The sequence below is a fragment of the Bradyrhizobium rifense genome (assembly GCF_008123425.1).
Lineage (GTDB): Bacteria > Pseudomonadota > Alphaproteobacteria > Rhizobiales > Xanthobacteraceae > Bradyrhizobium > Bradyrhizobium rifense.
Genome location: NZ_VSSS01000008.1, coordinates 157,647 through 179,012 on the forward strand (window position 1 = coordinate 157,647; position 21,366 = coordinate 179,012).

Below are 21,366 nucleotides of genomic sequence, written 5' to 3' on the forward strand. Positions count from 1 at the left end.
TGCTACGATTGTGCAGGAGCCCTGCCATGTCCGTAGTCCGCGGCTATGCCGAACCGCTCGCCATCGTCTTCGAGGATGACGGGCTGGTGCCGAACAACATTCTCCCCTTTCTGGTCTACCAAGGCGCGGTGAAGCTCGATCCGAAGCGCCCCGAGGAGACCATCGAAAACCTGTTCGAAACCAACAATTGGGGCGGCACGTGGCGCAACGGCGTCTATGACTACCTGCATTACCACGCGACGGTGCATGAGGTGCTCGGCGTCGCGCGCGGCCATGCCCGCGTTCGCTTCGGCGGCGATCACGGCAAGGAGCTCGACATCAAGGCCGGCGATGTCGCAATCCTGCCGGCCGGCACCGGACATCAGTGCATTAATGCGAGCGGTGATTTCTGTGTGATCGGCGCCTATCCGCCGGGATCAAAGATGGAGATCACGCGGGCCACGCCGGAGAATCACGCCAAGGCGTTGAAGACGATTCCAAACGTCGCGCGGCCGCCGGCCGATCCGGTGACGGGCAAGCACGGCGCGTTGATGCGGCTGTGGCGGTAGTCACAACAACGGTGCCGTAGGGTGGCCAAAGCGAAGCGTGCCCACCAATCGATTTGAATTGTGAGGATAGATGGTGGGCACGGCGCGCAAGAGCGCGCCTTTGCCCACCCTACGGCACCGTGCCCTTACGCCTCGTTGCCGCCTTCCTGGCGGGTGGCCTCGAACAGGAACCAGGTGCGACGCTCGGTCTCGTCGATAAAGTTTTCGAGGATGCTGGCGCTGGCGACATCGCCGGCGTCGTCGCAGACCTCGTGCGCTTTGCGCATTGCCGCGGCGACATGCTTGTTGTCCTGCATCAGCTCACGCAGCATTTCGCGCGGCGGTACGTAGTCCTCGTTGTTGTCCTTGATGGTCTGGAGCTTTGCGATCTGGCCGATCGATTTCACCGTGGCGCCGCCGATCTTGCGGACGCGCTCGGCGAGCTGGTCGGTCGTGGCGAAAATCTGGTCCGACTGCTCGTCGAGCAGCAGATGGTAATCGCGGAAATGTCGGCCGCTGATGTGCCAGTGGAAATTCTTGGTCTTGAGGTACAGCGCGAAGGCGTCGGCCAGAAGCACGTTGAGCGCCTCCGAGACCTTGTTGACCGCCTGGGGCTGCAGATCGGTGGGGGTGTCGAGGTCGGGAGAGACCTTGCTAGGGGCTTTGCTCACGGGAAACCTTCCTGTTAGGACGCGGACATTGACGGCGCGCCGTCGCACCCCTAACGCAAGGCGGGCAGCGCGGTTCCAACACAGGAACCGCTGGGCGGGATACCATGGACGATTGGATCGATTATTACGACTCGACGCATACGATCTATGTCAGCAAGCTGCATCGCGATTTGCACTTCCAGATCATCGCGCGGGACATCATCGGCTACATCACCTCGCCCGAGGCGACCGTGCTGGACTACGCCTGCGGCGAGGCGCTGTCGGCGGGCCAGGTGGCGGCTGCCTGCGGCCAGTTGATCCTGGCCGAGCCCGCACCCGGCGTGCGCGGCCGGCTGATCGCGCGGTTTGCGCCCAACACCAGGATCCGCGTCCGCTCGCTCGACGACGTCCGCAAAATGCAGCACCAGTCCATCGATCTCGTCGTGATGAATTCGGTCGCGCAATACATGACGGCGGAGGAGCTCGATGCCGCGCTCCTCAATGTCCGGCGCATCCTGAAACCGTCCGGCAAGCTGGTGCTCGGCGATATCCTCCAGCCCCATGTCGGCATGGGCCGGGACGTGACGGCGCTGCTGTCCTTCGGCCTGCGCCACGGCTTCCTGAAGGACGCGCTGATCGGGTTGGTCAGCACCGCGCTGTCAGATTACCGTCATCTGCGCTCGCGCATCGGACTCAAGCGCTACAGCGAGGACGAGATCACGGCCAAGTTGAAGGCGGCTGGCTTCGCCAGCCAGCGCGCCAACACCAATATCGGGCACAACCGCTGGCGCATGACCTTCATCGCCCGGCCGCCTCTGGTCCGTTAAGTTCCCTGGGTGCGTTAAGCATAACGATTGGCTGAGGTGGCTTGTCGCACCTCGATCGGCAATGATCGCCGCGGCCCGGTGGCGGAAGCGTCTACGCGAGAGCAGTGCATCGCTCTTCATCCTGGTTCAAATCCAGGCCGGGTCTCCACGCTTCGCCCCTTCGGGGCTACGCGTGGCGCAGCCACGAAAGGCCCGAGAGGGGCGAAGCGTGTCCGGCGTAGCTGAAGCGCGGCGAAAGCGAAGACGGACTTTGTCCGCGGCTCAATCCGCCTCAACCACATCGCACTCCGCAACAAGCTGAAGCCTGTCCGCGTCCTTGGCCGCTGACTTGAGCACGGCGTCGAGCAGGCCGGGAAAGCGTGCCTCGAGATCCTCGCGACGCAGCCGCATGAAGCGGTTGGTGCCCGCGACGCGCGTCAGCATCAGGCCGCATTCGCGCAGCTTCGCAAAGTGATAGGTGAGGTTCGACTTCCCGGAGAGGCCGTTGAAGTCGCCGCAGCAAAGCTCGCTGCTGACAGGTTCCTGCTGGGCGAGCTGATACACGATCGCCAACCGGATCGGATCGCTCAAGCAATCCAGAACCATCGGCAGCTCGATCTGCTCGCGGGCGGGGTGGGGAGGCGTGCGGCTCATGATCACTGAATCATAGCGATGCGGGCGGAATGTTCAATAGTTCTTGAACCAATTGACTCCGAGGCCGTCGTATTCGATAGTTCAATAAACATTGAACATAGGGTTATTTGCAATGAGCGTGTTCTGGCTAGCCTTGGCGGCATTCGCAATTGGCACCGAAAGCTTTGTTATTGCAGGCCTTTTGCCGACGATTGCCAACGACCTCTCAATTTCGGTCTCGGCCGCCGGTCAATTGGTGACCGCCTACGCCCTCACCTACGCCGTCGGCTCGCCGATCCTGGCGGTGACGTTGAACAACATCGACCGCCGCACGGTGTTGGCGTTGGCGCTTTCGACCTTCATCGCCGGAAACCTGTTCGCGGTGATGGCTTCGGGCTACGCGCTGCTGTTGGCCTCGCGCATGTTGATGGCGGTCGGCGCCGGGCTTTGCATGCCGACGGCGCTTGCCGTCTCGGTCGCCGTCGCCTCGCCGGAACGTCGCGGCCGGGCGGTGGCGCTGGTCACGTCGGGAATGACGGTCGCGACCGTCATCGGTGTCCCCCTCGGCAACCTCGTCGGCAGCCTGTTCGGCTGGCGCGCGACGTTCGCCATGGTCGCAATGCTGGGCGCGATCGCGCTGACGGGCCTGCTTCTTGGGCTACCCCGAGGCCTGCCCAAAAGCACAGCTTCGCTCGCCGAGCGGCTGGCCGTGGCGCGTCACGGCAACGTCCTGATCGCGCTCCTCATCACGGTATTATGGGCGCTCGGCGGCTTCACCATGTTCACCTATTTTGCTGTCCCGCTGCGCGCTCTGGGCTTCGACGCCTCGCACATCAGCCTCGCACTCCTGGTGTTCGGCGCAGCCGCGGCGATCGGGAATATGCTCGGCGGCCTCCTGGCCGACCGGCTCGGCACCGTCGTCACCGCGGCGCTCGGACTGATCGGCATGGCCAGCGCGCTTTTCCTCCATTCGCTGGTGCTGAAATTCCTCCCTGGGCAGGCGCATTATGCGATCCTGGGGCCGATTTTTCTCCAGGGCATTTCGGGCTGGGCGTTCTATCCGGCCCAGATCGCCAGCATTATCCGGATCGACCCGCAGGCCTCGATGGTCGCGCTCTCCATCAACGCCTCGGCCATGTATCTTGGCTTTGCGATCGGGGGAGCCTTGGGCGGCGCCGTGCTTGCGGCGTGGGGCCCGTCCGACCTTGGCTGGGTCGGCGGCGCGAGCGTCACAATGGCCCTTCTGGTGCATCTCGCCCGTGGCTGGCAGGCGCGGCTGAAACCCGTCAAAATTGCCGGTTGATGGGGCGTTTTTCGGGGTTTCGCCGCCCCGAAAACTGGTCTAAGACCCACCCGCGCGCGAGGGGCGACCCCGCGCTCTCGCACAAGGGGACGCGCGGCAAGCGCGCCCTTTTTTTGTGCCCGAATTCCAGCCCGCGAGCGGTGATGCCTAAACGAACCGACATCTCGACCATCCTGATCATCGGCGCCGGTCCCATCGTGATCGGCCAGGCCTGCGAGTTCGACTATTCGGGCACGCAGGCGGTGAAGACGTTGAAGGAAGAGGGCTATCGCATCGTCCTCGTCAATTCCAATCCGGCCACGATCATGACCGATCCGGAATTGGCCGATGCGACCTATATCGAGCCGATCACGCCCGAGATCGTCGCAAAGATCATCGAGAAGGAACGTCACGTCATTCCCGGCGGCTTCGCGCTGCTGCCGACCATGGGCGGACAGACCGCGCTGAACTGCGCGCTGTCGCTGCGCCGGCAGGGCACGCTGGACAAGTTCGACGTCGAGATGATCGGCGCGACGGCCGATGCCATCGACAAGGCCGAGGATCGCCAGCTGTTCCGCGAGGCCATGACCAAGATCGGGCTCGAGACGCCGAAGTCGCGGCTCGCCAATGCGTCCGAGCTGAAGAAGTCGTTCCGCGACAAGTATCAGGCCGAGCGCGCCAAGGCGTCCGGTGCGGCGCTCGAAGAGCTTGAGCGGCAGTGGACGCTCGGCGAAGGCGACCGCCGCAAGCGCTACCAGGAATATGCGCTAGGACAGGCCATGATGGCGCTGTCCGAGATCGGCCTGCCCGCGATCATCCGTCCCTCCTTCACCATGGGCGGCACCGGCGGCGGCATCGCCTACAACAAGGAAGAGTTCCTCGACATCATCGAGCGCGGCCTCGACGCGTCCCCCACCAACGAAGTCCTGATCGAGGAATCCGTCCTCGGCTGGAAGGAGTTCGAGATGGAGGTGGTGCGCGACAAGAAGGACAATTGCATCATCGTCTGCTCGATCGAGAATTTCGATCCGATGGGCGTGCACACCGGCGACTCCATCACGGTCGCTCCGGCGCTGACGCTGACGGACAAGGAATACCAGATCATGCGCGACGCCTCGCTGGCGGTGCTGCGCGAGATCGGCGTCGAGACCGGTGGCTCCAACGTGCAGTTCGGCGTCAATCCGGAAGACGGCCGCATGGTCGTGATCGAGATGAATCCGCGCGTGTCGCGTTCGTCGGCGCTGGCTTCGAAGGCCACCGGCTTCCCGATCGCAAAAGTCGCGGCCAAGCTTGCGATCGGCTACACGCTCGACGAAATCGCCAATGACATCACCGGCGGCGCGACGCCGGCCTCGTTCGAGCCGACGATCGACTACGTGGTGACCAAGATCCCGCGTTTCGCCTTCGAGAAATTCCCGGGTGCATCGACCACGCTGACGACGTCGATGAAGTCGGTCGGCGAGGTCATGGCGATCGGTCGCACCTTCCAGGAGAGCCTGCAGAAGGCGTTGCGCGGGCTCGAGACCGGGTTGACCGGCCTCGACGAGATCGAGATCGAAGGTCTGGGCCGCGACGACGACAAGAATGCGATCCGCGCCGCGCTCGGCACGCCGACGCCGAACCGCATTCTTCAGGTTGCGCAAGCCATGCGGCTCGGCTGGTCGAACGAGGACATCTTCAACTCCTGCAAGATCGATCCGTGGTTCCTCGGCGAGATGCGCGGCATCGTCGACATGGAGGAGAAGGTCAGGAAGCACGGCCTGCCCGGCAATGCCTTCGGCATGCGTACGCTCAAGGCCATGGGTTTTTCGGACGCGCGCCTTGCGGTGCTCGCCGAGACGACGGAGGCCGAGCTCACGGCGAAACGTCACGCGCTCGGCGTCCGTCCGGTCTACAAGCGCATCGACACGTGCGCGGCCGAATTCGCCTCGCCCACCGCATATATGTACTCGACCTACGAGTCCCCGTTTGCAGGCAGCGTTGCCGACGAGAGCACGCCGTCGGACAAGAAGAAGGTCATCATCCTCGGCGGCGGTCCGAACCGTATCGGCCAGGGTATCGAGTTCGACTATTGCTGCTGTCATGCCTGCTTCGCGCTGCATGACGCCGGCTACGAATCCATCATGGTCAATTGCAACCCGGAAACGGTGTCGACCGACTACGACACCGCGGACCGGCTCTATTTCGAGCCGCTCACCGCCGAGGACGTGCTGGAGATCATCGCGAAGGAGCGCACGAACGGCACGCTGCATGGCGTGATCGTGCAGTTCGGCGGCCAGACCCCGCTCAAGCTCGCGCATGCGCTGGAAGCCGCCGAAGTGCCGATCCTCGGCACCTCACCCGACGCCATCGACCTCGCCGAAGACCGCGACCGCTTCAAGCGCGTGCTCGACAAGCTGCGGCTGAAGCAGCCGAAGAACGGCATCGCCTATTCGGTCGAGCAGGCCCGCCTGGTTGCGACCGATCTCGGCCTGCCCTTGGTGGTGCGCCCGTCCTATGTGCTCGGCGGCCGCGCGATGCAGATCATCCGCGAGGAGAACCAGCTCAGCGATTACCTGCTCGGCACGCTGCCGGAGCTGGTGCCGGCCGACGTCAAGGCGCGCTACCCGAACGACAAGACCGGGCAGATCAACACCGTGCTCGGCAAGAACCCGCTGCTGTTCGACCGCTATCTGTCCGACGCCACCGAGATCGACGTCGACTGCCTCTGCGACGGCAAGGACACTTTCATCGTCGGCATCATGGAGCACATCGAGGAAGCCGGCATCCATTCCGGCGACTCGGCCTGCTCGCTGCCGCCGCACTCGCTCGATGCCAAGATGATCGAGGAGCTGGAGCGGCAGACCCGCGAGCTCGCGCTCGGCCTCGACGTCGTCGGCCTGATGAACGTGCAATACGCGATCAAGGACGGCGAGATCTACGTGCTTGAAGTCAATCCGCGCGCCTCGCGCACGGTGCCGTTCGTCGCCAAGGTGGTCGGCACACCGGTCGCAAAGATTGCGGCGCGCATCATGGCCGGCGAGAAGCTCGCCGACTTCAAATTGAAGAAGGCCGACTTCAAGCATGTCGGCGTGAAGGAATCGGTGTTTCCCTTCGCCCGCTTCCCCGGCGTCGACACGGTGCTCGGTCCGGAGATGCGCTCGACCGGCGAGGTCATGGGCATCGATCGCTCCTTCGCGGTCGCATTCGCCAAGAGCCAGCTCGGCGGTGGCACGCGGGTGCCGCGCAAGGGCACCGTGTTCGTCTCGGTGCGCGAGAGCGACAAGACCCGTATCGCGGAGGCCGTGCGCGAATTGCATTCGCTCGGCTTCAAGGTGCTGGCGACCTCCGGCACGGCGCGCTTCCTGACCGACGAAGGCATCCCGACCGAGAAGGTGAACAAGGTGCTGGAAGGGCGGCCGCATATCGTCGATGCCATCACCAATGGCGACGTCCAGCTGGTCTTCAACACCACCGAAGGCCCGCAGGCGCTTGCCGACAGCCGATCGCTGCGGCGCGCGGCCCTCTTGCATAAAGTGCCGTATTACACCACTCTTTCCGGGGCCGTGGCGGCCGCGCAGGGCATCCGCGCCTACCTTGGCGGAGACCTTGAGGTTCGTACCCTGCAGAGCTACTTTTCGGAAACCTGATCACGAGCGGAAGGCCAGGCCTTGAAGGTTAAGCCGTCCGCTAAGTGATTGGCGATGAAGCCACAATGGCCGGAGGAACTGTCCGGCCATGTGGTTGTTCTGTTCCGGCGCCAGACCCACATAACGCTCCGGGCGGCGGCATGTTCAGCCCCCGGACATACTGACGAATCAAGGTTGGCGCGCCCTCCGTTTTTGCAGGGCGCGCGACTGAAGGACGAGAGAAGAGATGGAAAAGGTTCCGATGACAGCGGGCGGCTTTGCCGCACTCGGGGAAGAATTGAAGAAGCGCCAGTCTGAGGACCGTCCGCGCATTATCGAGCATATCGCCGAGGCGCGTTCGCACGGCGATCTGTCCGAGAACGCGGAATACCATGCCGCGAAGGAAGAGCAGTCTCACAATGAAGGCCGCATCGCCGAGCTCGAAGACAAGCTCGCGCGCGCCGACATCATCGATATTTCCAAGCTCTCCGGCGACACCATCAAGTTCGGCGCCACCGTGACGTTGGTGGACGAGGACACCGAGAAGAAGGCGGTGTGGCAGATCGTCGGCGAGGTCGAGGCCGACGCCAAGAAGGGCCGCATCTCGATCACCTCGCCGCTGGCGCGCGCGCTGATCGGCAAGAAGAAGGGCTCGACCGTCGAGGTCAACGCCCCCGGCGGCGCCAAGGCGTATGAGATCACCAAGGTGGAGTGGCGGTAATCCACTCCGCAAAAGCAGCCTGAAAAGCCGCGCTCTGCGCGGCTTTTCTGTTTCGCAATGTGTCCAGCGCGCGATTGTGAACCGCACCGTCCTCCGTCATGCTCGGCGCTGCCGTCCGAGCAAGGGAGGACACGATGGACATCGATCGCATCGCCACGCAAAGCCAGCCTTATCTGCTCAGCCTCTTCCGCTTCATCACCGGGCTACTATTGTTTCACTATGGCGTAGCCAAACTGTTCAAGTTTCCCCCGGTGGAGATGTTTTCTGAGGTCACGCCGTTGTCGCTCTGGGGCGTTGCCGGCATGTTCGAATTCGTGCTGGGCGGCCTGCTGATGATCGGCCTCTTCACGCGACTGGCTGCCTTCATCCTGTCCGGTGAGATGGCCTTCGCCTATTTCATCGAGCACCTGCCGCACAGTTTCTTTCCTATCGTCAACGACGGCGCGCTGGCGATCGTGCTGTGCTTCGCGTGCCTCTTCTTCACAGCCGCCGGCAGCGGTCCGATCAGTGTGGATGCGATGCGGCGGTGACTCCTACCGCCGTCCCTTTACGTCCAGCGGCACGGCCGCCTCATACTTCGAATTGTGCAGCACCAGCGAGGTCCGCACGTTGCGCACGTGGGGCGCGGCGGTCAGGTGCGTCACAAAATCCTGGAAGGTCGCCATGTCGGGCGCGACGCATTTCAGGATGAAATCGACCTCGCCGGACAGCATCCAGCACTCCCGCACCAGCGGCTCGGCGCGCACGAATTCCTCGAAGGCGCGCAGATCCGCTTCCGCCTGGCTGGACAGGTGCACGGCGGCGAACACCGTGACGTCGAAGCCGAGCTTTCGCGCGTCCAGCAGTCCGCGGTAGCCGTGGATGTAGCCCTCCTCCTCCAGCGCCCGAACGCGGCGCAGGCATGGCGGGGGGGAGATCCCGACCCGTTTGGCGAGCTCGACATTGGTGATTCGGCCGTCGGCCTGGATCTCGGCGAGAATTTTGAGGTCGATCTCGTCTAGGTTCCGCGACACGTGATTGGAACTCCTGGCCTTACGGCGGTATCGGGTGGGTCTGTCGCAATCCTCATAGCCCAATCCGAGCCAACTGAGCAATTTTATTGCGCGTGCAGCGCAATCGACTTTTGTTCCTTGTTGGAAAAATCCGCCGACAGGGAATGCAATTCTTGCATAGCTCACCAGAAGGCTTAGATTAGCTCTGATATTTCAGCGCCTCCGCGAGGCCTCCCGGCACGTTCCGCGCCCGCGCTGCAATCCCCCGGTGAAAGGCGTCCGTGAATATGTCCGCTCCTGTTCATGCAAAGGTCGTCATTATTGGCTCCGGGCCCGCGGGCTACACTGCGGCGATCTACGCCGCGCGCGCGATGCTCGAGCCGATCCTGATCCAGGGCATGCAGGCCGGCGGCCAGCTCACCATCACCACCGATGTCGAGAACTATCCGGGCTTCGCCGACGTGATCCAGGGCCCCTGGCTGATGGAACAGATGGAGAAGCAAGCGGTCCATGTCGGTACCAGGATCGTCACCGACCTGGTCACCAAGCTGGAGACCACGCAGCGGCCGTTTCGCCTGACCTGCGACTCGGGCGATGTCTATCTCGCCGAAACCGTGATCCTCGCGACCGGCGCGCAGGCGCGCTGGCTCGGGCTGCCCTCTGAGGCGAAATTCCAGGGCGGCGGCGTGTCGGCCTGCGCCACCTGCGACGGCTTCTTCTACCGCAACAAGGACGTCGTGGTGGTCGGCGGCGGCAATACCGCGGTCGAGGAGGCCCTGTACCTCACCAACCATGCCTCGCAGGTCACCATCGTGCACCGCCGCGATCACTTCCGTGCCGAGCGCATCCTGCAGGAGCGCCTGTTCAAGCACCCGAAGATCAAGGTGGTCTGGGACTCCGCCGTCGACGAGATCTGCGGCACTGAGAACCCGAACAAGGTCACCCATGTGCGGCTGAAGAACGTCAAGACCGGTGCGCTTTCGGACGTGAAGACCGACGGCGTCTTCGTTGCCATCGGCCATGCGCCCGCGACCGAGCTTGTGAAAGACCAGGTCAAGTTGAAACGGTCGGGCTATGTCGAGGTCGCCCCGAACTCGACCGCGACCTCGGTGCCCGGCCTGTTCGCCGCCGGCGACGTCGCTGACGAAACCTATCGCCAGGCCGTCACGGCCGCCGGCCTCGGCTGCATGGCAGCCCTCGAGGCCGAACGTTTCTTGGCCCTGCGCGCCAGCGAGCGCGCGGCAGCGGAATAACGATCATGCCTCGAACACGCGACGGATTTACGGATATGGATTGGGACAAGCTGAAGGTGTTTCACGCGGCGGCGGAAGCGGGCAGCTTCACGCATGCGGGAGAGCAGCTCGGCCTGTCGCAATCGGCGGTGTCACGCCAGGTCTCGGCGCTGGAGCAGGAGCTCTCGGTCTCGCTGTTCCACCGCCACGCCCGCGGCCTGATCCTCACCGAGCAGGGCGACCTCCTGTTCCGCACCGCGCATGACGTGTTCATGCAACTGCAGGCGGCGCGCGCGAAACTGACCGACAGCCGCGAGCGGCCGAGCGGCGATCTCAAGATCACCACCACACCCGGCGTCGGCATCAACTGGCTGATCCCGCGGCTCGGCGAATTCACCGCACTCTATCCGGAGATCCGGATCTCGCTGATCGTCACCGACGAGGAGCTGGATCTGTCGATGCGCGAGGCCGACGTTGCGATCCGCACCCGCAAGCCGACGCAGCCGGATCTCATCCAGCGCAAGCTTTTCGCGATGGGCTTCCACGCCTATTGCTCGCCGGATTACATCAAGCGCTTCGGCACGCCGCGGACGCTGGAGGAGCTCGACTCCCACCGCATCATCACGCTGTCCGACGGCAACTTCGCGCCGCATTTGCAGAATCGCAACTGGCTGATCGAAGCCGGCCGCAACGGCTCGGGTCCGCGCGAAGCCTATTTCAAGGTCAACAACATCCTTGGCCTCGTGCGCGCCTGTCAGCAGGGTCTCGGTATCGCGGCACTTCCGGATTACCTGATCGAAGAACAGAGCCGCCTTGTGCAACTGTTCGGCGAATCGGATTCGATCCAGCTCGATACGTATTTCGTCTATCCGGAAGAGCTGAAGACGGTCGCGCGCGTGCAGGTGTTCCGCGACTTCGTGGTGAGCAAAGCGCAGCGCTGGCCGTCCTGATTTCCGCATGACTGACATGCGGCCTCGGCTGTTGCTGCATGCCGCGGGTCAAGCCCATAATGTTTACACGCTGAGCCTTCGCGTTGCGCATTTGTCCCCCTCCTCCAGTGGCGCGGGAGTTCAGTAATCCCTCTTGGAAGGTGATTGTGTCGGCCTCACGTGGCCAATACCTAAGCCGGGCCTTCGGGTCCGGCTTTTTTTCTGCCCAAACAGGCTTTCGCCTTCCGCGTGTATTGACAGTTTTGGGCATACCCCGCATCATTTCCAAATGATCACGAAGTCGTGCGCAATCGTCTCGAAAAAAGGCCCCCACCCGGGGACCTCGGATTTTTGCGCGCGCTAAACACGGCTTCGTCATCGCAAGCAAATCCCGAAAACCCCGCCGCCTGGACGGGGTTTTTTTCATGTGCCCTCCGTCTCAGGTTTTTCCTTGAGAAGGAGATAACAACATGACCGATTTGCGAACCCATATGCATGGGCTCTGGTTGCCGCTGGTGACGCCGTTTCGCGATGGCCGCCTCGACGAGACATCGCTGCGGCGGCTGACGCGGCACTACTGCACGCAAGGCATCGACGGCTTCATCCTGGGCGCGACCTCGGGCGAAGGCATGACGCTGCGCGACGCCGAGCTCGAACGCCTCGTCGCCATCGTCCGCGACGAGATGGCCGCCGGCCGCCGCAGCGTGCCGATCGGGCTTGGCCTGTCGGGCGCGGACACCTCGCGGATGAAGGAGCGGCTGGATGAGACCGCGCACTGGCCGATCGACTTCTATCTGATCGCGAGCCCCTATTACGTGCGGCCGTCGCAGCGCGGCATCCTCGCGCATTTCGAAGCGCTGGCCGATCACGCCGCCTGGCCGCTCGCGCTCTACAACATCCCCTATCGCTGCGCCGTCGGCATCACCAACCAGACCCTGCTGCGGCTCGCCGAGCATCCCAACATCATCGGCCTGAAGGATTGCGGCGCGAGCCGCGAGCAGTCGATCGCGCTGCTGCGCGACCGGCCGCAGGGCTTTCGCGTGCTCACCGGCGAGGACGCCAACTATTTCGAGGCGCTCAGCGACGGCGCCGACGGTGGCATTTTGCTGTCGGCGCATCTCGAGACCGCAACCTTCGCCGCCGTGCATGCCGAGCTGAGGCGCGGCAACCCGGATGCAGCAGAGGCGCGCTGGCAGGAGGTCGCGGAGCTGACGCGGCTGTTGTTCGCTGAGCCGAGCCCGGCGCCGGCGAAGTATTGGCTGTGGCGAAGCGGCCTGATCGACAGCCCCGAGGTGCGCCTGCCGATGGTGGAAGTGAGCAGCGAGCTTGCAGCCACGCTCGATCGCGAGATCGAGCGGAGGTCAGAAAAATCGGCCTATGAAGAACCGTTGGTGGCACTACGCCCCGACAGCCATATGGCAACGCCTATCATGCAGACCTGAGTATGGACGGGTCGAGGCATATCCGATGTCCGCCTGGCTGCGCCGCGACATCGGGCTGATGGACGAGGATGTGAAATCCGTGTGGGAGCACGTTGACGAGATCAGGCGCAGGCATTGTGGGTGGGTTTAGATACCGCCCTCGCCTCCGCCGCACGCGCGGAGGCAGCCCCTCACCCTCCCTCTCCCCGTAAGGACGGGGAGAGGGCGTGAGAGAGCATCGCGTGGTTAACCGGACGCGAACTCCGTTCGCACCTGCCGCATGGTGCATCCACGCCTCGTTTACGCAATCGCGCCTATCGTTTCCCTGCAAAGTCTTCAAACAGGGGGAATGACCATGGGGCAACGCGTTCGCCCGACCGCGGCGGAAATCTTCGCGCCCGCCGATCTTTTGCAGGGAATCCTGGTGGTGTCGTCGTTCGGCTTCTGGGCCGTGATGCTCGGCCTGATGCCGGTGCTGCTGTTTCGGGTCTGGCTCGCCTGACGGCGCAAGATCGCGGGGAAGGTTAACCCGTGGTGGCAAATGCGCTCAAAATGCGAGCGCTCTAGCGGCCCGGAATTTTAAAACATCCCACGTATCGTTCGACCCATAAGCGAAGAAATCGCGGGGGCGATCTTGAACAATCAGAATGATGCGGCGTCGCATTACGACGCCGGACAGCAGGGCTTTTCCACCGAAGACATTATCTGGGCCATCGGCATCTGGTCGGTGATCCTGACGCTGTCGCCGGTCATCGTGTTTTACATGCTGATGATCGCGTAACGTTACCATCAGTCCCAGAAACGCAAAACGCGCGGGACGCTCCGCGCGTTTGTCGTCCGGGGAATGATTGATGAAATTATGCCGCCTGCTTGTGCATTGCGCCGGACGCCGACGCCGTGCCGCGAATGGCTTTCACTGAACGCTCGATCGCCGCCCACAGCCTTCCGATTTCCTGAGCTGCACGGCTCTCGGCCTGATACTCACGCGCGCCTTCGCCGTGGCTAAGGGCCATCAACAAATCCGAACGGTTGGTGATCTGACCGCCCCACACCGGAGCGCGGAATTTTGCCAGCGCCTCGCGGGCAATCGTGACGATCGGGCTTTCGGATTCGTCGCGACGCGCCGGAGCACCGTTGAGCACGACCGCGTAGGGCTTGCGCGCCGCGCGGCACATCTGGATGGTTTCCTGCACCGCGTTGACGTCGAACACGCCGGGCCGTGCCGGGATGACCACCATCGTCGCGTTCTTGATGGCGTCGTCGACCACGGCCGAGAGATTCGGCGGCGTGTCGATCAGCACCCACTCGTAACCGTCGCGCTTGGCCGCGGAGACGATGCCGCTGACCGAGTTCACCGCCGCCTTGATCGGCGGCTCGTTGGTGCCACGCAGCTTGTGCCACAGCGTGAGCGAGCCTTGCGGATCCGCATCCACAAGCATCACCTGCTTGCTCGCCTTGATCTGCGCAGCAAGATGTGCAGCCAGGGTACTCTTGCCCGAGCCGCCTTTACGCGATGCAAAAACAATAACGTTCATACCTCTGGCCTCCAGATTGACCCCAGGCTACGAAAATGAATCACCGCGCTGATTCGTGAAAGATAAATTTATCGAGAGTTGACTCAGAGCCACTAAATAACAAGACGTGTTGGCTTTGAGTCACACTGCTGCGTGCGACGACAGACACGAACCGTCATGAATCGCTGTTCACGCGGCCATTCGCGCGTTTTCCGGGCCATTTCAAGGGGAAGAGCGGACGACAACCTCGCCGCGCAAATCCTCACGCGGTTTTTTCCGTTGCGCGTGGTCGCAATCGCTGCAGGCGCCCGCGCGGCCTGCGCGAACAAAACGAGTCCGGTGGCTGTCGCAAGGCTGATGCCCGTGAGTCAGTTTGACGCGCGGGGGTCGAGGGTGTCGTGAAAGGGGGCGCGGACGCCTAGCCGTCGTCGGTCTTTTTCTTCTTCTTCTTCGGCTTGGTCTTCTTCGCCACGACGGGCCTGATGTTGGTTGGTGCACCGGCGCGGACCTCGTCCGGCTCCGGCCCCTGGCGGAAGAACGCCCGGCATGGCGGCGACAGCTGCGCCTTCTTCCGGATCATGCAGGCGGTGATGGCATCGACGTTCGGGACGAACTCGCCGCACAGGCTCATCGCATCGGGCGTGCAGGCCTGCTGCTGCTCCGGCGTGTAGGCGAAGCCCGTGCCCGGCTGGACCAGAACGGCCAGCGCCAGCCCAAAGGTTGCAGCAGCCAAGGATGTCTTCAAGCGAAACGCCGGCATCGAGCCCCCCAAATGTCGAGTCGGGAGGGAGTGTGGGTGAACGGGCGTTCGTTGGCAACGAGGGCCAGGGCGAAACCCGGCGGCTGTGCGGTCTCGGCAACAGGGAGGTCGCCGATAGACTGGGGGACGGTGCTCCGCGCTCGGTCAACCTCTCCCGCTTGCGGGGGAGGTCGCGCCGAAGGCGCGGGTGGGGGCTCGTTCCGCATCGGGAGTGCCCCATTGCGGCGAGACCCCCACCCCAGCCCTCCCCCGCAAGCGGGAGAGGGGGCGCACCGACCTCGCGGCAAAGACGCCCCTCGGCCAAAACCCGAAAACAACCCCATGCACAGTAGCCAGGGCCCTGGGCGCCCTCGCGAATTTCCGCCCCTTACGGATTTTACGAATTTCCTTTGACACGTCGGGCAAAACACCGGCATGATGGCAGGATCGAGAGCTGCGTGGGGTGGTCGGCCTAATCTCCCCGTGAGGGGGAGGACCGTATGGCCACCGTGTTGATCGTCGCACCGGTGTTTGCGCTGATCGCGGCCGGCTATGCGTCGGTGCTGTTTCGCTTCGTCTCCGAGGGCGCGCACAAGGGCATCTCCGAATTCGCCTTCAGCATCGCGATCCCCGCGCTGCTGTTTCGCACCATCGTCGTCTCGGAATTCCCCGACGTCAGCCCGTGGCGGATGTGGGGCGCCTATTACGGCGCGCTCGCCCTCATTTGGATCGCGGCGCTGATGATCTCCGCGGTCATGCGCGAGCGGCGCGAGGACCGCGAGGATGGCGTGGTGTTCGCGATCGGCTCGGTCTACGGCAACATCGTGATGCTCGGCATTCCGCGGTGAACGGCGAGATGCGAAGCGTCGCCGCGATGAGCGCATTAAAACTGCTGGCGATGCCGGCGGTGGCGTTCGCGATGGCAAAGCTGTTGAACCTGCCGCCGATCGTGACAGGTGTCGTCGTGCTGTTCGCGGCGATGCCGACCGGCGCGAATGCCTACATCTTCGCGGTTCAGTATCAGCGGCTGGTGAATCCGGTGTCGGGCGCGGTGGCGCTGTGCACGCTGCTGGCGGCGGCGACACTGCCGGTGGTGGTGATGGTGGTGGCGGGGGTGAGGTGATAGCGCCGGTCCCAGCCGCCCAATTCCTGTTCGGCGTGCTGCCGGCGAACACTGACGTCGGCCTGGTCTATGGCATTGGCGGGATTTGTATTCTGGCAGGGCAGCGCCCAAAGGCGTATACCTAGATGTATCCATCAAACGAAGTTTGGATACGTATGGATATACAAGCGGACACGATCATCAAAAGATGAACGAGCGACGTAGCGCTTACATCGCGGCTCTCAGGGCTGCAGATCAGGACGACATTGGTCCTTTGATGAAGTTCGTTGGTCCGCGAGATGATCCTTGAAGCACAATGAGATTAGCGGTGACGTTGCCGACTTCCGCGTTTGACCCGATGCTCCTTTCGTCGCCGTCGAGGGTGTGATAGGTCCTGCAATTCTCCCAGTTCGGCGACGAACGCGCATCCAGGTAAGGGTAGATCATGCAGCAGTTGACGGACGAAGGCCGGCGGATCGTCGATGATGTGGCGCGTCGGCACGGATTTTCGAGTGACGCTGTTTTGTGCATGCTTCTGGCGGTTTCGGCCGGATACGGCAACCAGGCCCAATTCAATCATCCGGAATTCGGCGGCATGGGCCAATGGTCGATGGGCGGGATGATCATGATCGGCGACATGTTCAACAACTACCTGAAGGGCCGCGTCGATTCACTGTGCCAGGAGTTGTCCAGCCTGATCCAGGGACAACCGCTGTTCCAGATGCCCGCCCAAAGCCAGAGCCAATCCCAAGGCGGTGGAGGTGGCGGCGGCTGGCAGGGCCAGACCGGAGGCAGCCACCAGCAGCAAAGCAACGGCTACGGCGGCACCGGCGCGAGCCTTTTCGTGCCCAATGCAGCATCGGGCAGTTGGTGGCCCGCCGATCTGGGCATGGCAGGTTCGACGGGCGGTCAAAACAATCTGCGCTATGCCTACTTTCCCGCCGCGCGGCGGTTGGCCGTCGACATCAATGGTCAAGTGTCGGTTTACGATACGGGCCAGCACCAGATCGGTGGATTTTCGCAACAGCAAAGTGGCGATCAGTCGATTACCTTCACTAGTCAGTTCGGGCTGGTGCGCGTGGCCGACCTGCCGCGGATCAACCCAGTGAATACGGGCGCCGCCCCGCAGCAGCAGCCCCATGCCAGCCATTCCGAACCTTGGGTGCAACCCGAGCCTTCGGTGCAGGCGGCGCCTTGGGTGCAGCCCGCGCCTTGGGTGCAGCCCGCGCAGAGCGCGCCGTCGCCGCCACCGACAATGGCGAGTCCGCCACCAAACCAATTCGGTCCGCCGCACGCTCAGCACGACGAGATCGTTTCGCTGCTCGAAAAGCTCGCCGACCTGCACAAGAAGTGCATCCTTACGGACAGCGAATTCGAGTCGAAGAAGGCCGAATTGCTCAGCCGCCTCTAATCTCCTCGCAAGCGCGTCACCCACTCTGAGGGATGCCAGCCATTTGGCAGACGGCTACTTTGCTGGTCATCAAGCGCGCTTACGCCGCGCGCGGTGAAGGTGACGTGGAGGGCCTAATGGCGCTTCGCAGCGATGCCGACCGCCGCCAATGCCTACAGCTTCGCGGTTCAGTATCAGCGGCTGGTGAACCCGGTCTCGGGCGCGGTGGCGCTGTGCACGCTGCTGGCGGCGGCGACGTTGCCGGTGGTGGTGATGATCGTGACAAGGCAGCCTTAGCGCTGGCCGCGACCATCATCGTACCACCGCCTTGCTGCCTGCAGTGCACATGCAGTTCCGGTTGCGGAACCGAAATTTCGGCGAAAGCGCATTTTCCCAACGAGCGACAATTCGGTCACAGCCACCGGACGCGGCCGTTGATAGGCTTCGATCTGGAATGGGAATTGGAACGAGAATTTTAAAAGGTTTCTAGCGCGCGAGGGGACCCATGAAGCGCTTTGCAATTTCCGTACTTCTCTCCTTGATTGGAACGTCCGCCTTCGCCGCCGACATGGCGGTCAAGGCGCCGCCCCCACCACCACCGCCGCCGATCGCGACCTGGACGGGCTTCTACCTCGGCATCAACGGGGGATGGGGCTGGGGCACCACCAACCACACCGATTCATTCGGAACCACGACGGGTAATTTTTCCACGAACGGCGGCGTGGCCGGCGGCACCTACGGCTTCAACTGGCAGGTCAACCAGTTCGTCATCGGCTTCGAAGGCGATTTCGACTGGGCCGATATCAAGGGCACGTTCACGAGCCCCCTGCTGTGCAGCATCAACGGCGGCGCGACCTGCTTCTCCACGCTGCGAACCTTCGGCACCGATCGCATTCGCGCCGGCGTCGACGTCAATGGCTGGCTGCTCTACGGCACCGCCGGCGTTGGATATGGCGAGGTCCGGGCCGGTCAAAATCCGTGCGGCCTGACCGCGTTCGGCGGGTTCAGCTGCGACACGACATGGCGCACCGGATGGGTTGCCGGCGGCGGCGTGGAAAAGATGTTCGCGCCGCACTGGTCGGCCAAGCTCGAATATCTGCACTACGATCTCGGCAATTCGACAAATTACACGCCAACCACCATCGGCGCTGTCGTCCCTGTGCGGGTGCTCGAACGCGGCGATATGGTGCGCGCCGGGATCAACTACAAATTCGATTGGCCGGGTGGACCGGTGGTCGCGAGGTACTGAGCGCAACACAATGCGGTGCGACGAAAGCCCCGGCCAGGCCGGGGCTTTTGCGTTTGGGGGAATGCGGGCACGCGGACTGCCTATTTTTCCCGAACATTGGAACGATAGGACCCCGATCGTGCTTTTGAATTGAAAGTTTGTCTTGAGGAAGAAGAGGGAACGATGAGGGCCTGGCACCAGATCGCGAGTGCGACGACGACGATTGCATTTTCGATCAGCCTTTTCCTTGCCTCGCAGATGTACGTGACGTCTCGCGTATCCGCGGCTGAATCCGCAACCTTGCACGTCCTGAAGCTGCGAAACGCGGGGTATCGCGCGCTGCACGGTCATTGAGCCGGCATGCCGCTGGCCCTATCGCTGATCGTGGACGGCGATGTGCGGCTCAGGGATCGCGAGGCTCTGGAGACGCTGCGCGCCGCCCACCGTGTCGAGATGGTGGAATCGACGAGAGCCGTTGCCGAACGCGACATCACCCGGATGATCGCCACTCTCAACGCGGATATCGAGATCATCGATGCCGGATTGTCTCGGCTGAACGCTCCGCGCGAGGAGCAGGCTTGCGCCCGGTGGTTCCGAGGCAACGCCTCAAGACGACAGCGGGGCTCGCGACCCGCAATGGTGACGGCGGAGAGTGATCAGCTCAGGCTGCCCAGTCCATGATCGCGTCAATGAAGGTTTGAGCCTGGCGGATCGCGTCCAGTCGGGTCGCACAGACCCCGACCGAGATTGTCCGGCCCTTCCCGACGGTCCACTGCCAACCGGAAAGGTAGCGCATTTCGACGATCGAGAAGCGTACGCCGCGATGTTCCACGGAGGACCTCCGCTGACATGTTGCTGTGCGAGAAGACTACGCGAAATGACGAATGTGGTCTAGCGGGGGCGGCCGACAGACGTGGTTTCGGCTAGGCTTCAGGAATCGTGACGGAAGTTCGGCCCGACAGATCGAGGAGGCCCGTCATCGCAATTTGACAACGTTCAGGTCATGAGCCTGACGACTGCCGAAAGGGCTATTGAACACGCTGGCCCGCGCGCCAGGCCATCTCCCAGAAGTCTGCCTCGAGTCGGGTGGCTTCCTTGAAGATCGCAATCAATTCTGCCTCGCGGGCCGGCGTGGCGTAGAGATCGGCGAGATGCTCCATGTGCGCCCGCGCTTTGGCTGCGACCTCCTGGTACGGCGTGCCGGCATACTCGGCGATCCAAACGCGATAGGCGTTCGTCGCAGCGTCCGCATCGGGGCGCGAGGCGAGCCGCGTCGCGATCTCCGCGTACCCGATCACGCAGGGAGCAAGCGCCACCTTCAGTGCCAGCAGGTCGCCGCGCATTCCCGCATCGAGCACGTAGCGTGTATAGGCCAGCATCTCGGCCGCCGGAGCGGCCTGTTCAAGGTCGGTCGGGGATAGACCCCAGTCGGCACTGAGCTTCACATGCAGGTTCATCTCGACATCAAGGATGGCCGAAAGGCCGGCCGCTGCTTCGCGCATGTCGGCAAGTCTGGGCGACTTGTAGATCGAGAGCGCATACGCGCGAGCAAACTCGATGAGGAACAGGTAGTCCTGAACGAGGTAGTGACGAAACGCCGCTTCGGGGAGCGAGCCGTCTGCCAATCCGTTCGTGAAGGGATGCTCGGTGTAAGCCCGCCACTCAACGGATGCTTCTGTCTTTAGACGCTCGAAGAAACTCATGATCTTTTTCGCCTAGCTTGCTTTTCCATGAACGTCTTTGGCTCGCCACCGATAGCGCATTGCGAACCGAGGAGCTACGGCGACCGCGCACAAACTGGCTTTGAGCAGCGTCGCGGACACTCCCCGTGTCGAGAGTTTGGTGCACTGTCACCGTAGTGCCCGCGGTATGCATGGGCATCGAGAACCCGCCGGCTCACAAGGCTGGGGGATTTCTTTTCAAGGCGTCCGTCGGTTCACGCCGACGCTGCTTGTATCACTACCAATCGATAGAGGATTTCGCCGGGCCCCAACTCCATCTACCAGGCAAGTAACGATTGGTAGGAGCATCTGCGGACTCAGTCCCGCCCGTGTGTGCGGGCGCAAGATTGACCTTCGTTGGTGTTCCATTTGCGACAACCGAGCCGCTCAAGACCTTGCCGTCCCACTCGATAGTCCGTGTCCGATCGATTGACATGGTCCGATCTCCAGTGAACCGCCAAAATAGCAAGGCTGCGCGTCAGGCCCTGTGACTAAATGGCGACACCATCGTGGAGAGTGCGCGTCGGCAACAAGATATCCGGCATCTGACAACATGGCCCGCCGGTTCACGCTGGCCAAGATGACAGGACATCGCCCGGGTGTATCTTTGTCCCCGGGCGGGGCTTGATTCGTCATGCTGGAAGCAATTCTCGTGTTGCTAGGGATCGGGGCGGCAGCGCTTCTACTGATCGCATTCTGGGGATTGCACAAGCAGGCGTGAGCCGCGCCGAGCTCACGCATCTTCACCACAACAGATTTGAACTATTCGCCTCGTCATCCGTCTGACCCTGCGGAGGCGACACAAAGAATTACGGTGACAGTGCACAAAATTACTGCCACCTGATGAGGCGGAGTTTAGTGCACTGGACTG

At 63.0% G+C, this 21,366-nt stretch carries 24 protein-coding genes; 17 read left to right on the top strand and 7 right to left on the bottom strand.

Features of this window, described 5'->3' with window-relative positions:
• Positions 1-26 precede the first annotated feature (26 nt).
• Complete coding sequence (locus FXB40_RS03905) at positions 27-548, top strand: cupin domain-containing protein (protein WP_148770883.1); 522 nt, start codon at positions 27-29, stop codon at positions 546-548.
• A 125-nt stretch (positions 549-673) separates the two neighbouring features.
• On the opposite strand, the gene FXB40_RS03910 is transcribed toward FXB40_RS03905, so the two are convergent.
• Positions 674-1,198, bottom strand: a complete 525-nt coding sequence (locus tag FXB40_RS03910; RefSeq protein WP_148770884.1) for a Dps family protein — start codon at positions 1,196-1,198, stop codon at positions 674-676.
• A gap of 104 nt (positions 1,199-1,302) precedes the next feature.
• Between FXB40_RS03910 and FXB40_RS03915 the strand changes: the two genes are divergently transcribed.
• Positions 1,303-2,004 carry a class I SAM-dependent methyltransferase gene (locus tag FXB40_RS03915; protein ID WP_148770885.1) on the top strand — a complete coding sequence of 234 codons (702 nt, stop codon included), beginning with the start codon at positions 1,303-1,305 and terminating at the stop codon, positions 2,002-2,004.
• A 261-nt stretch (positions 2,005-2,265) separates the two neighbouring features.
• Here the strand turns inward: FXB40_RS03915 and FXB40_RS03920 are convergent, their stop codons facing one another.
• Positions 2,266-2,637 carry an ArsR/SmtB family transcription factor gene (locus tag FXB40_RS03920; RefSeq protein WP_148770886.1) on the bottom strand — a complete coding sequence of 124 codons (372 nt, stop codon included), beginning with the start codon at positions 2,635-2,637 and terminating at the stop codon, positions 2,266-2,268.
• Between the two features lie 112 nt (positions 2,638-2,749).
• On the opposite strand from FXB40_RS03920, the gene FXB40_RS03925 reads away from it, so the two are divergent.
• The 4 genes from FXB40_RS03925 to FXB40_RS03940 all read left to right on the top strand — a co-directional run bounded on the left by FXB40_RS03925 (position 2,750) and on the right by FXB40_RS03940 (position 8,757).
• Positions 2,750-3,919, top strand: coding sequence for an MFS transporter (locus tag FXB40_RS03925; protein WP_148770887.1), 1,170 nt, complete (start codon positions 2,750-2,752; stop codon positions 3,917-3,919).
• Between the two features lie 143 nt (positions 3,920-4,062).
• Positions 4,063-7,527, top strand: coding sequence for a carbamoyl-phosphate synthase large subunit (gene carB, locus FXB40_RS03930; RefSeq protein ID WP_148770888.1), 3,465 nt, complete (start codon positions 4,063-4,065; stop codon positions 7,525-7,527).
• A gap of 226 nt (positions 7,528-7,753) precedes the next feature.
• Entirely contained in the window at positions 7,754-8,227 is a 474-nt protein-coding gene (greA, locus tag FXB40_RS03935) for a transcription elongation factor GreA (RefSeq protein ID WP_027534300.1), read from the top strand.
• 134 nt (positions 8,228-8,361) lie between these two features.
• Positions 8,362-8,757, top strand: a complete 396-nt coding sequence (locus tag FXB40_RS03940; protein WP_148770889.1) for a DoxX family protein — start codon at positions 8,362-8,364, stop codon at positions 8,755-8,757.
• A 3-nt stretch (positions 8,758-8,760) separates the two neighbouring features.
• On the opposite strand, the gene FXB40_RS03945 is transcribed toward FXB40_RS03940, so the two are convergent.
• The gene (locus FXB40_RS03945) at positions 8,761-9,240 is read right to left on the bottom strand and encodes an Lrp/AsnC family transcriptional regulator (RefSeq protein WP_027534298.1); all 480 of its coding nucleotides are present in this window, start codon (positions 9,238-9,240) and stop codon (positions 8,761-8,763) included.
• A 266-nt stretch (positions 9,241-9,506) separates the two neighbouring features.
• Here FXB40_RS03945 and trxB point away from each other — a divergent pair, with 266 nt between their 5' ends.
• From trxB to FXB40_RS03965, 5 genes are all read left to right on the top strand, one after another.
• A complete protein-coding gene (gene trxB / locus FXB40_RS03950; protein WP_148770890.1) occupies positions 9,507-10,472 on the top strand; it encodes a thioredoxin-disulfide reductase in 966 nt (321 codons plus the stop codon).
• A 5-nt stretch (positions 10,473-10,477) separates the two neighbouring features.
• Entirely contained in the window at positions 10,478-11,401 is a 924-nt protein-coding gene (locus FXB40_RS03955) for a LysR family transcriptional regulator (RefSeq protein ID WP_187436649.1), read from the top strand.
• Between the two features lie 449 nt (positions 11,402-11,850).
• Entirely contained in the window at positions 11,851-12,822 is a 972-nt protein-coding gene (locus FXB40_RS03960) for a 4-hydroxy-tetrahydrodipicolinate synthase family protein (protein WP_148770891.1), read from the top strand.
• Between the two features lie 334 nt (positions 12,823-13,156).
• Complete coding sequence (locus tag FXB40_RS47655) at positions 13,157-13,303, top strand: hypothetical protein (protein WP_187434883.1); 147 nt, start codon at positions 13,157-13,159, stop codon at positions 13,301-13,303.
• Positions 13,304-13,435: 132 nt separating this feature from the next.
• The gene (locus FXB40_RS03965; RefSeq protein WP_187436650.1) at positions 13,436-13,582 is read left to right on the top strand and encodes a hypothetical protein; all 147 of its coding nucleotides are present in this window, start codon (positions 13,436-13,438) and stop codon (positions 13,580-13,582) included.
• Positions 13,583-13,658: 76 nt separating this feature from the next.
• Here the strand turns inward: FXB40_RS03965 and FXB40_RS03970 are convergent, their stop codons facing one another.
• Both FXB40_RS03970 and FXB40_RS03975 read right to left on the bottom strand, forming a co-directional pair.
• Positions 13,659-14,336: a ParA family protein gene (locus FXB40_RS03970; RefSeq protein ID WP_008135848.1), complete on the bottom strand. Its 678-nt coding sequence runs from the start codon at positions 14,334-14,336 to the stop codon at positions 13,659-13,661.
• A gap of 397 nt (positions 14,337-14,733) precedes the next feature.
• Positions 14,734-15,075 (bottom strand): hypothetical protein, encoded by a 342-nt coding sequence (locus FXB40_RS03975; protein ID WP_148770893.1) that lies wholly within the window; start codon positions 15,073-15,075, stop codon positions 14,734-14,736.
• Positions 15,076-15,554: 479 nt separating this feature from the next.
• On the opposite strand from FXB40_RS03975, the gene FXB40_RS48985 reads away from it, so the two are divergent.
• The 6 genes from FXB40_RS48985 (at position 15,555) to FXB40_RS04000 (ending at position 19,455) form a co-directional block, all read left to right on the top strand.
• Positions 15,555-15,902: an AEC family transporter gene (locus FXB40_RS48985; protein ID WP_246207351.1), complete on the top strand. Its 348-nt coding sequence runs from the start codon at positions 15,555-15,557 to the stop codon at positions 15,900-15,902.
• Complete coding sequence (locus FXB40_RS48990) at positions 15,899-16,177, top strand: AEC family transporter (protein ID WP_246207353.1); 279 nt, start codon at positions 15,899-15,901, stop codon at positions 16,175-16,177. Before FXB40_RS48985 ends, FXB40_RS48990 begins: the two co-directional genes overlap by 4 nt.
• A 424-nt stretch (positions 16,178-16,601) precedes the next feature.
• A complete protein-coding gene (locus FXB40_RS03985; RefSeq protein WP_148770894.1) occupies positions 16,602-17,567 on the top strand; it encodes an SHOCT domain-containing protein in 966 nt (321 codons plus the stop codon).
• Positions 17,568-17,699: 132 nt separating this feature from the next.
• Entirely contained in the window at positions 17,700-17,843 is a 144-nt protein-coding gene (locus FXB40_RS03990) for a hypothetical protein (RefSeq protein WP_246207354.1), read from the top strand.
• Positions 17,844-18,051: 208 nt separating this feature from the next.
• Positions 18,052-18,795, top strand: coding sequence for an outer membrane protein (locus tag FXB40_RS03995; protein WP_148770895.1), 744 nt, complete (start codon positions 18,052-18,054; stop codon positions 18,793-18,795).
• Between the two features lie 339 nt (positions 18,796-19,134).
• Complete coding sequence (locus FXB40_RS04000) at positions 19,135-19,455, top strand: hypothetical protein (protein ID WP_148770896.1); 321 nt, start codon at positions 19,135-19,137, stop codon at positions 19,453-19,455.
• On the opposite strand, the gene FXB40_RS47660 is transcribed toward FXB40_RS04000, so the two are convergent.
• Both FXB40_RS47660 and tenA read right to left on the bottom strand, forming a co-directional pair.
• Complete coding sequence (locus FXB40_RS47660) at positions 19,436-19,606, bottom strand: hypothetical protein (protein ID WP_187436651.1); 171 nt, start codon at positions 19,604-19,606, stop codon at positions 19,436-19,438. The genes FXB40_RS04000 and FXB40_RS47660 overlap by 20 nt on opposite strands.
• A 196-nt stretch (positions 19,607-19,802) precedes the next feature.
• A complete protein-coding gene (gene tenA / locus FXB40_RS04005; protein ID WP_148770897.1) occupies positions 19,803-20,477 on the bottom strand; it encodes a thiaminase II in 675 nt (224 codons plus the stop codon).
• Positions 20,478-21,366 lie beyond the last annotated feature (889 nt).

What these genes read in the sequence shown, in the direction of transcription:
- FXB40_RS03920 (WP_148770886.1), bottom strand. Translation starts at nt 2,637, where the DNA reads ATGAGCCGCACGCCTCCCCACCCCGCCCGCGAGCAGATCGAGCTGCCG.
- FXB40_RS48985 (WP_246207351.1), top strand. Translation starts at nt 15,555, where the DNA reads ATGGCCACCGTGTTGATCGTCGCACCGGTGTTTGCGCTGATCGCGGCC.
- tenA (WP_148770897.1), bottom strand. Translation starts at nt 20,477, where the DNA reads ATGAGTTTCTTCGAGCGTCTAAAGACAGAAGCATCCGTTGAGTGGCGG.
- greA (WP_027534300.1), top strand. Translation starts at nt 7,754, where the DNA reads ATGGAAAAGGTTCCGATGACAGCGGGCGGCTTTGCCGCACTCGGGGAA.
- FXB40_RS03915 (WP_148770885.1), top strand. Translation starts at nt 1,303, where the DNA reads ATGGACGATTGGATCGATTATTACGACTCGACGCATACGATCTATGTC.
- FXB40_RS03970 (WP_008135848.1), bottom strand. Translation starts at nt 14,336, where the DNA reads ATGAACGTTATTGTTTTTGCATCGCGTAAAGGCGGCTCGGGCAAGAGT.
- FXB40_RS04000 (WP_148770896.1), top strand. Translation starts at nt 19,135, where the DNA reads ATGCCGCTGGCCCTATCGCTGATCGTGGACGGCGATGTGCGGCTCAGG.
- FXB40_RS03985 (WP_148770894.1), top strand. Translation starts at nt 16,602, where the DNA reads ATGCAGCAGTTGACGGACGAAGGCCGGCGGATCGTCGATGATGTGGCG.
- carB (WP_148770888.1), top strand. Translation starts at nt 4,063, where the DNA reads ATGCCTAAACGAACCGACATCTCGACCATCCTGATCATCGGCGCCGGT.
- FXB40_RS03905 (WP_148770883.1), top strand. Translation starts at nt 27, where the DNA reads ATGTCCGTAGTCCGCGGCTATGCCGAACCGCTCGCCATCGTCTTCGAG.
- FXB40_RS03925 (WP_148770887.1), top strand. Translation starts at nt 2,750, where the DNA reads ATGAGCGTGTTCTGGCTAGCCTTGGCGGCATTCGCAATTGGCACCGAA.
- FXB40_RS03955 (WP_187436649.1), top strand. Translation starts at nt 10,478, where the DNA reads ATGCCTCGAACACGCGACGGATTTACGGATATGGATTGGGACAAGCTG.
- FXB40_RS47655 (WP_187434883.1), top strand. Translation starts at nt 13,157, where the DNA reads ATGGGGCAACGCGTTCGCCCGACCGCGGCGGAAATCTTCGCGCCCGCC.
- FXB40_RS03990 (WP_246207354.1), top strand. Translation starts at nt 17,700, where the DNA reads ATGCCGACCGCCGCCAATGCCTACAGCTTCGCGGTTCAGTATCAGCGG.
- FXB40_RS03975 (WP_148770893.1), bottom strand. Translation starts at nt 15,075, where the DNA reads ATGCCGGCGTTTCGCTTGAAGACATCCTTGGCTGCTGCAACCTTTGGG.
- FXB40_RS03995 (WP_148770895.1), top strand. Translation starts at nt 18,052, where the DNA reads ATGAAGCGCTTTGCAATTTCCGTACTTCTCTCCTTGATTGGAACGTCC.
- FXB40_RS03960 (WP_148770891.1), top strand. Translation starts at nt 11,851, where the DNA reads ATGACCGATTTGCGAACCCATATGCATGGGCTCTGGTTGCCGCTGGTG.
- trxB (WP_148770890.1), top strand. Translation starts at nt 9,507, where the DNA reads ATGTCCGCTCCTGTTCATGCAAAGGTCGTCATTATTGGCTCCGGGCCC.
- FXB40_RS03940 (WP_148770889.1), top strand. Translation starts at nt 8,362, where the DNA reads ATGGACATCGATCGCATCGCCACGCAAAGCCAGCCTTATCTGCTCAGC.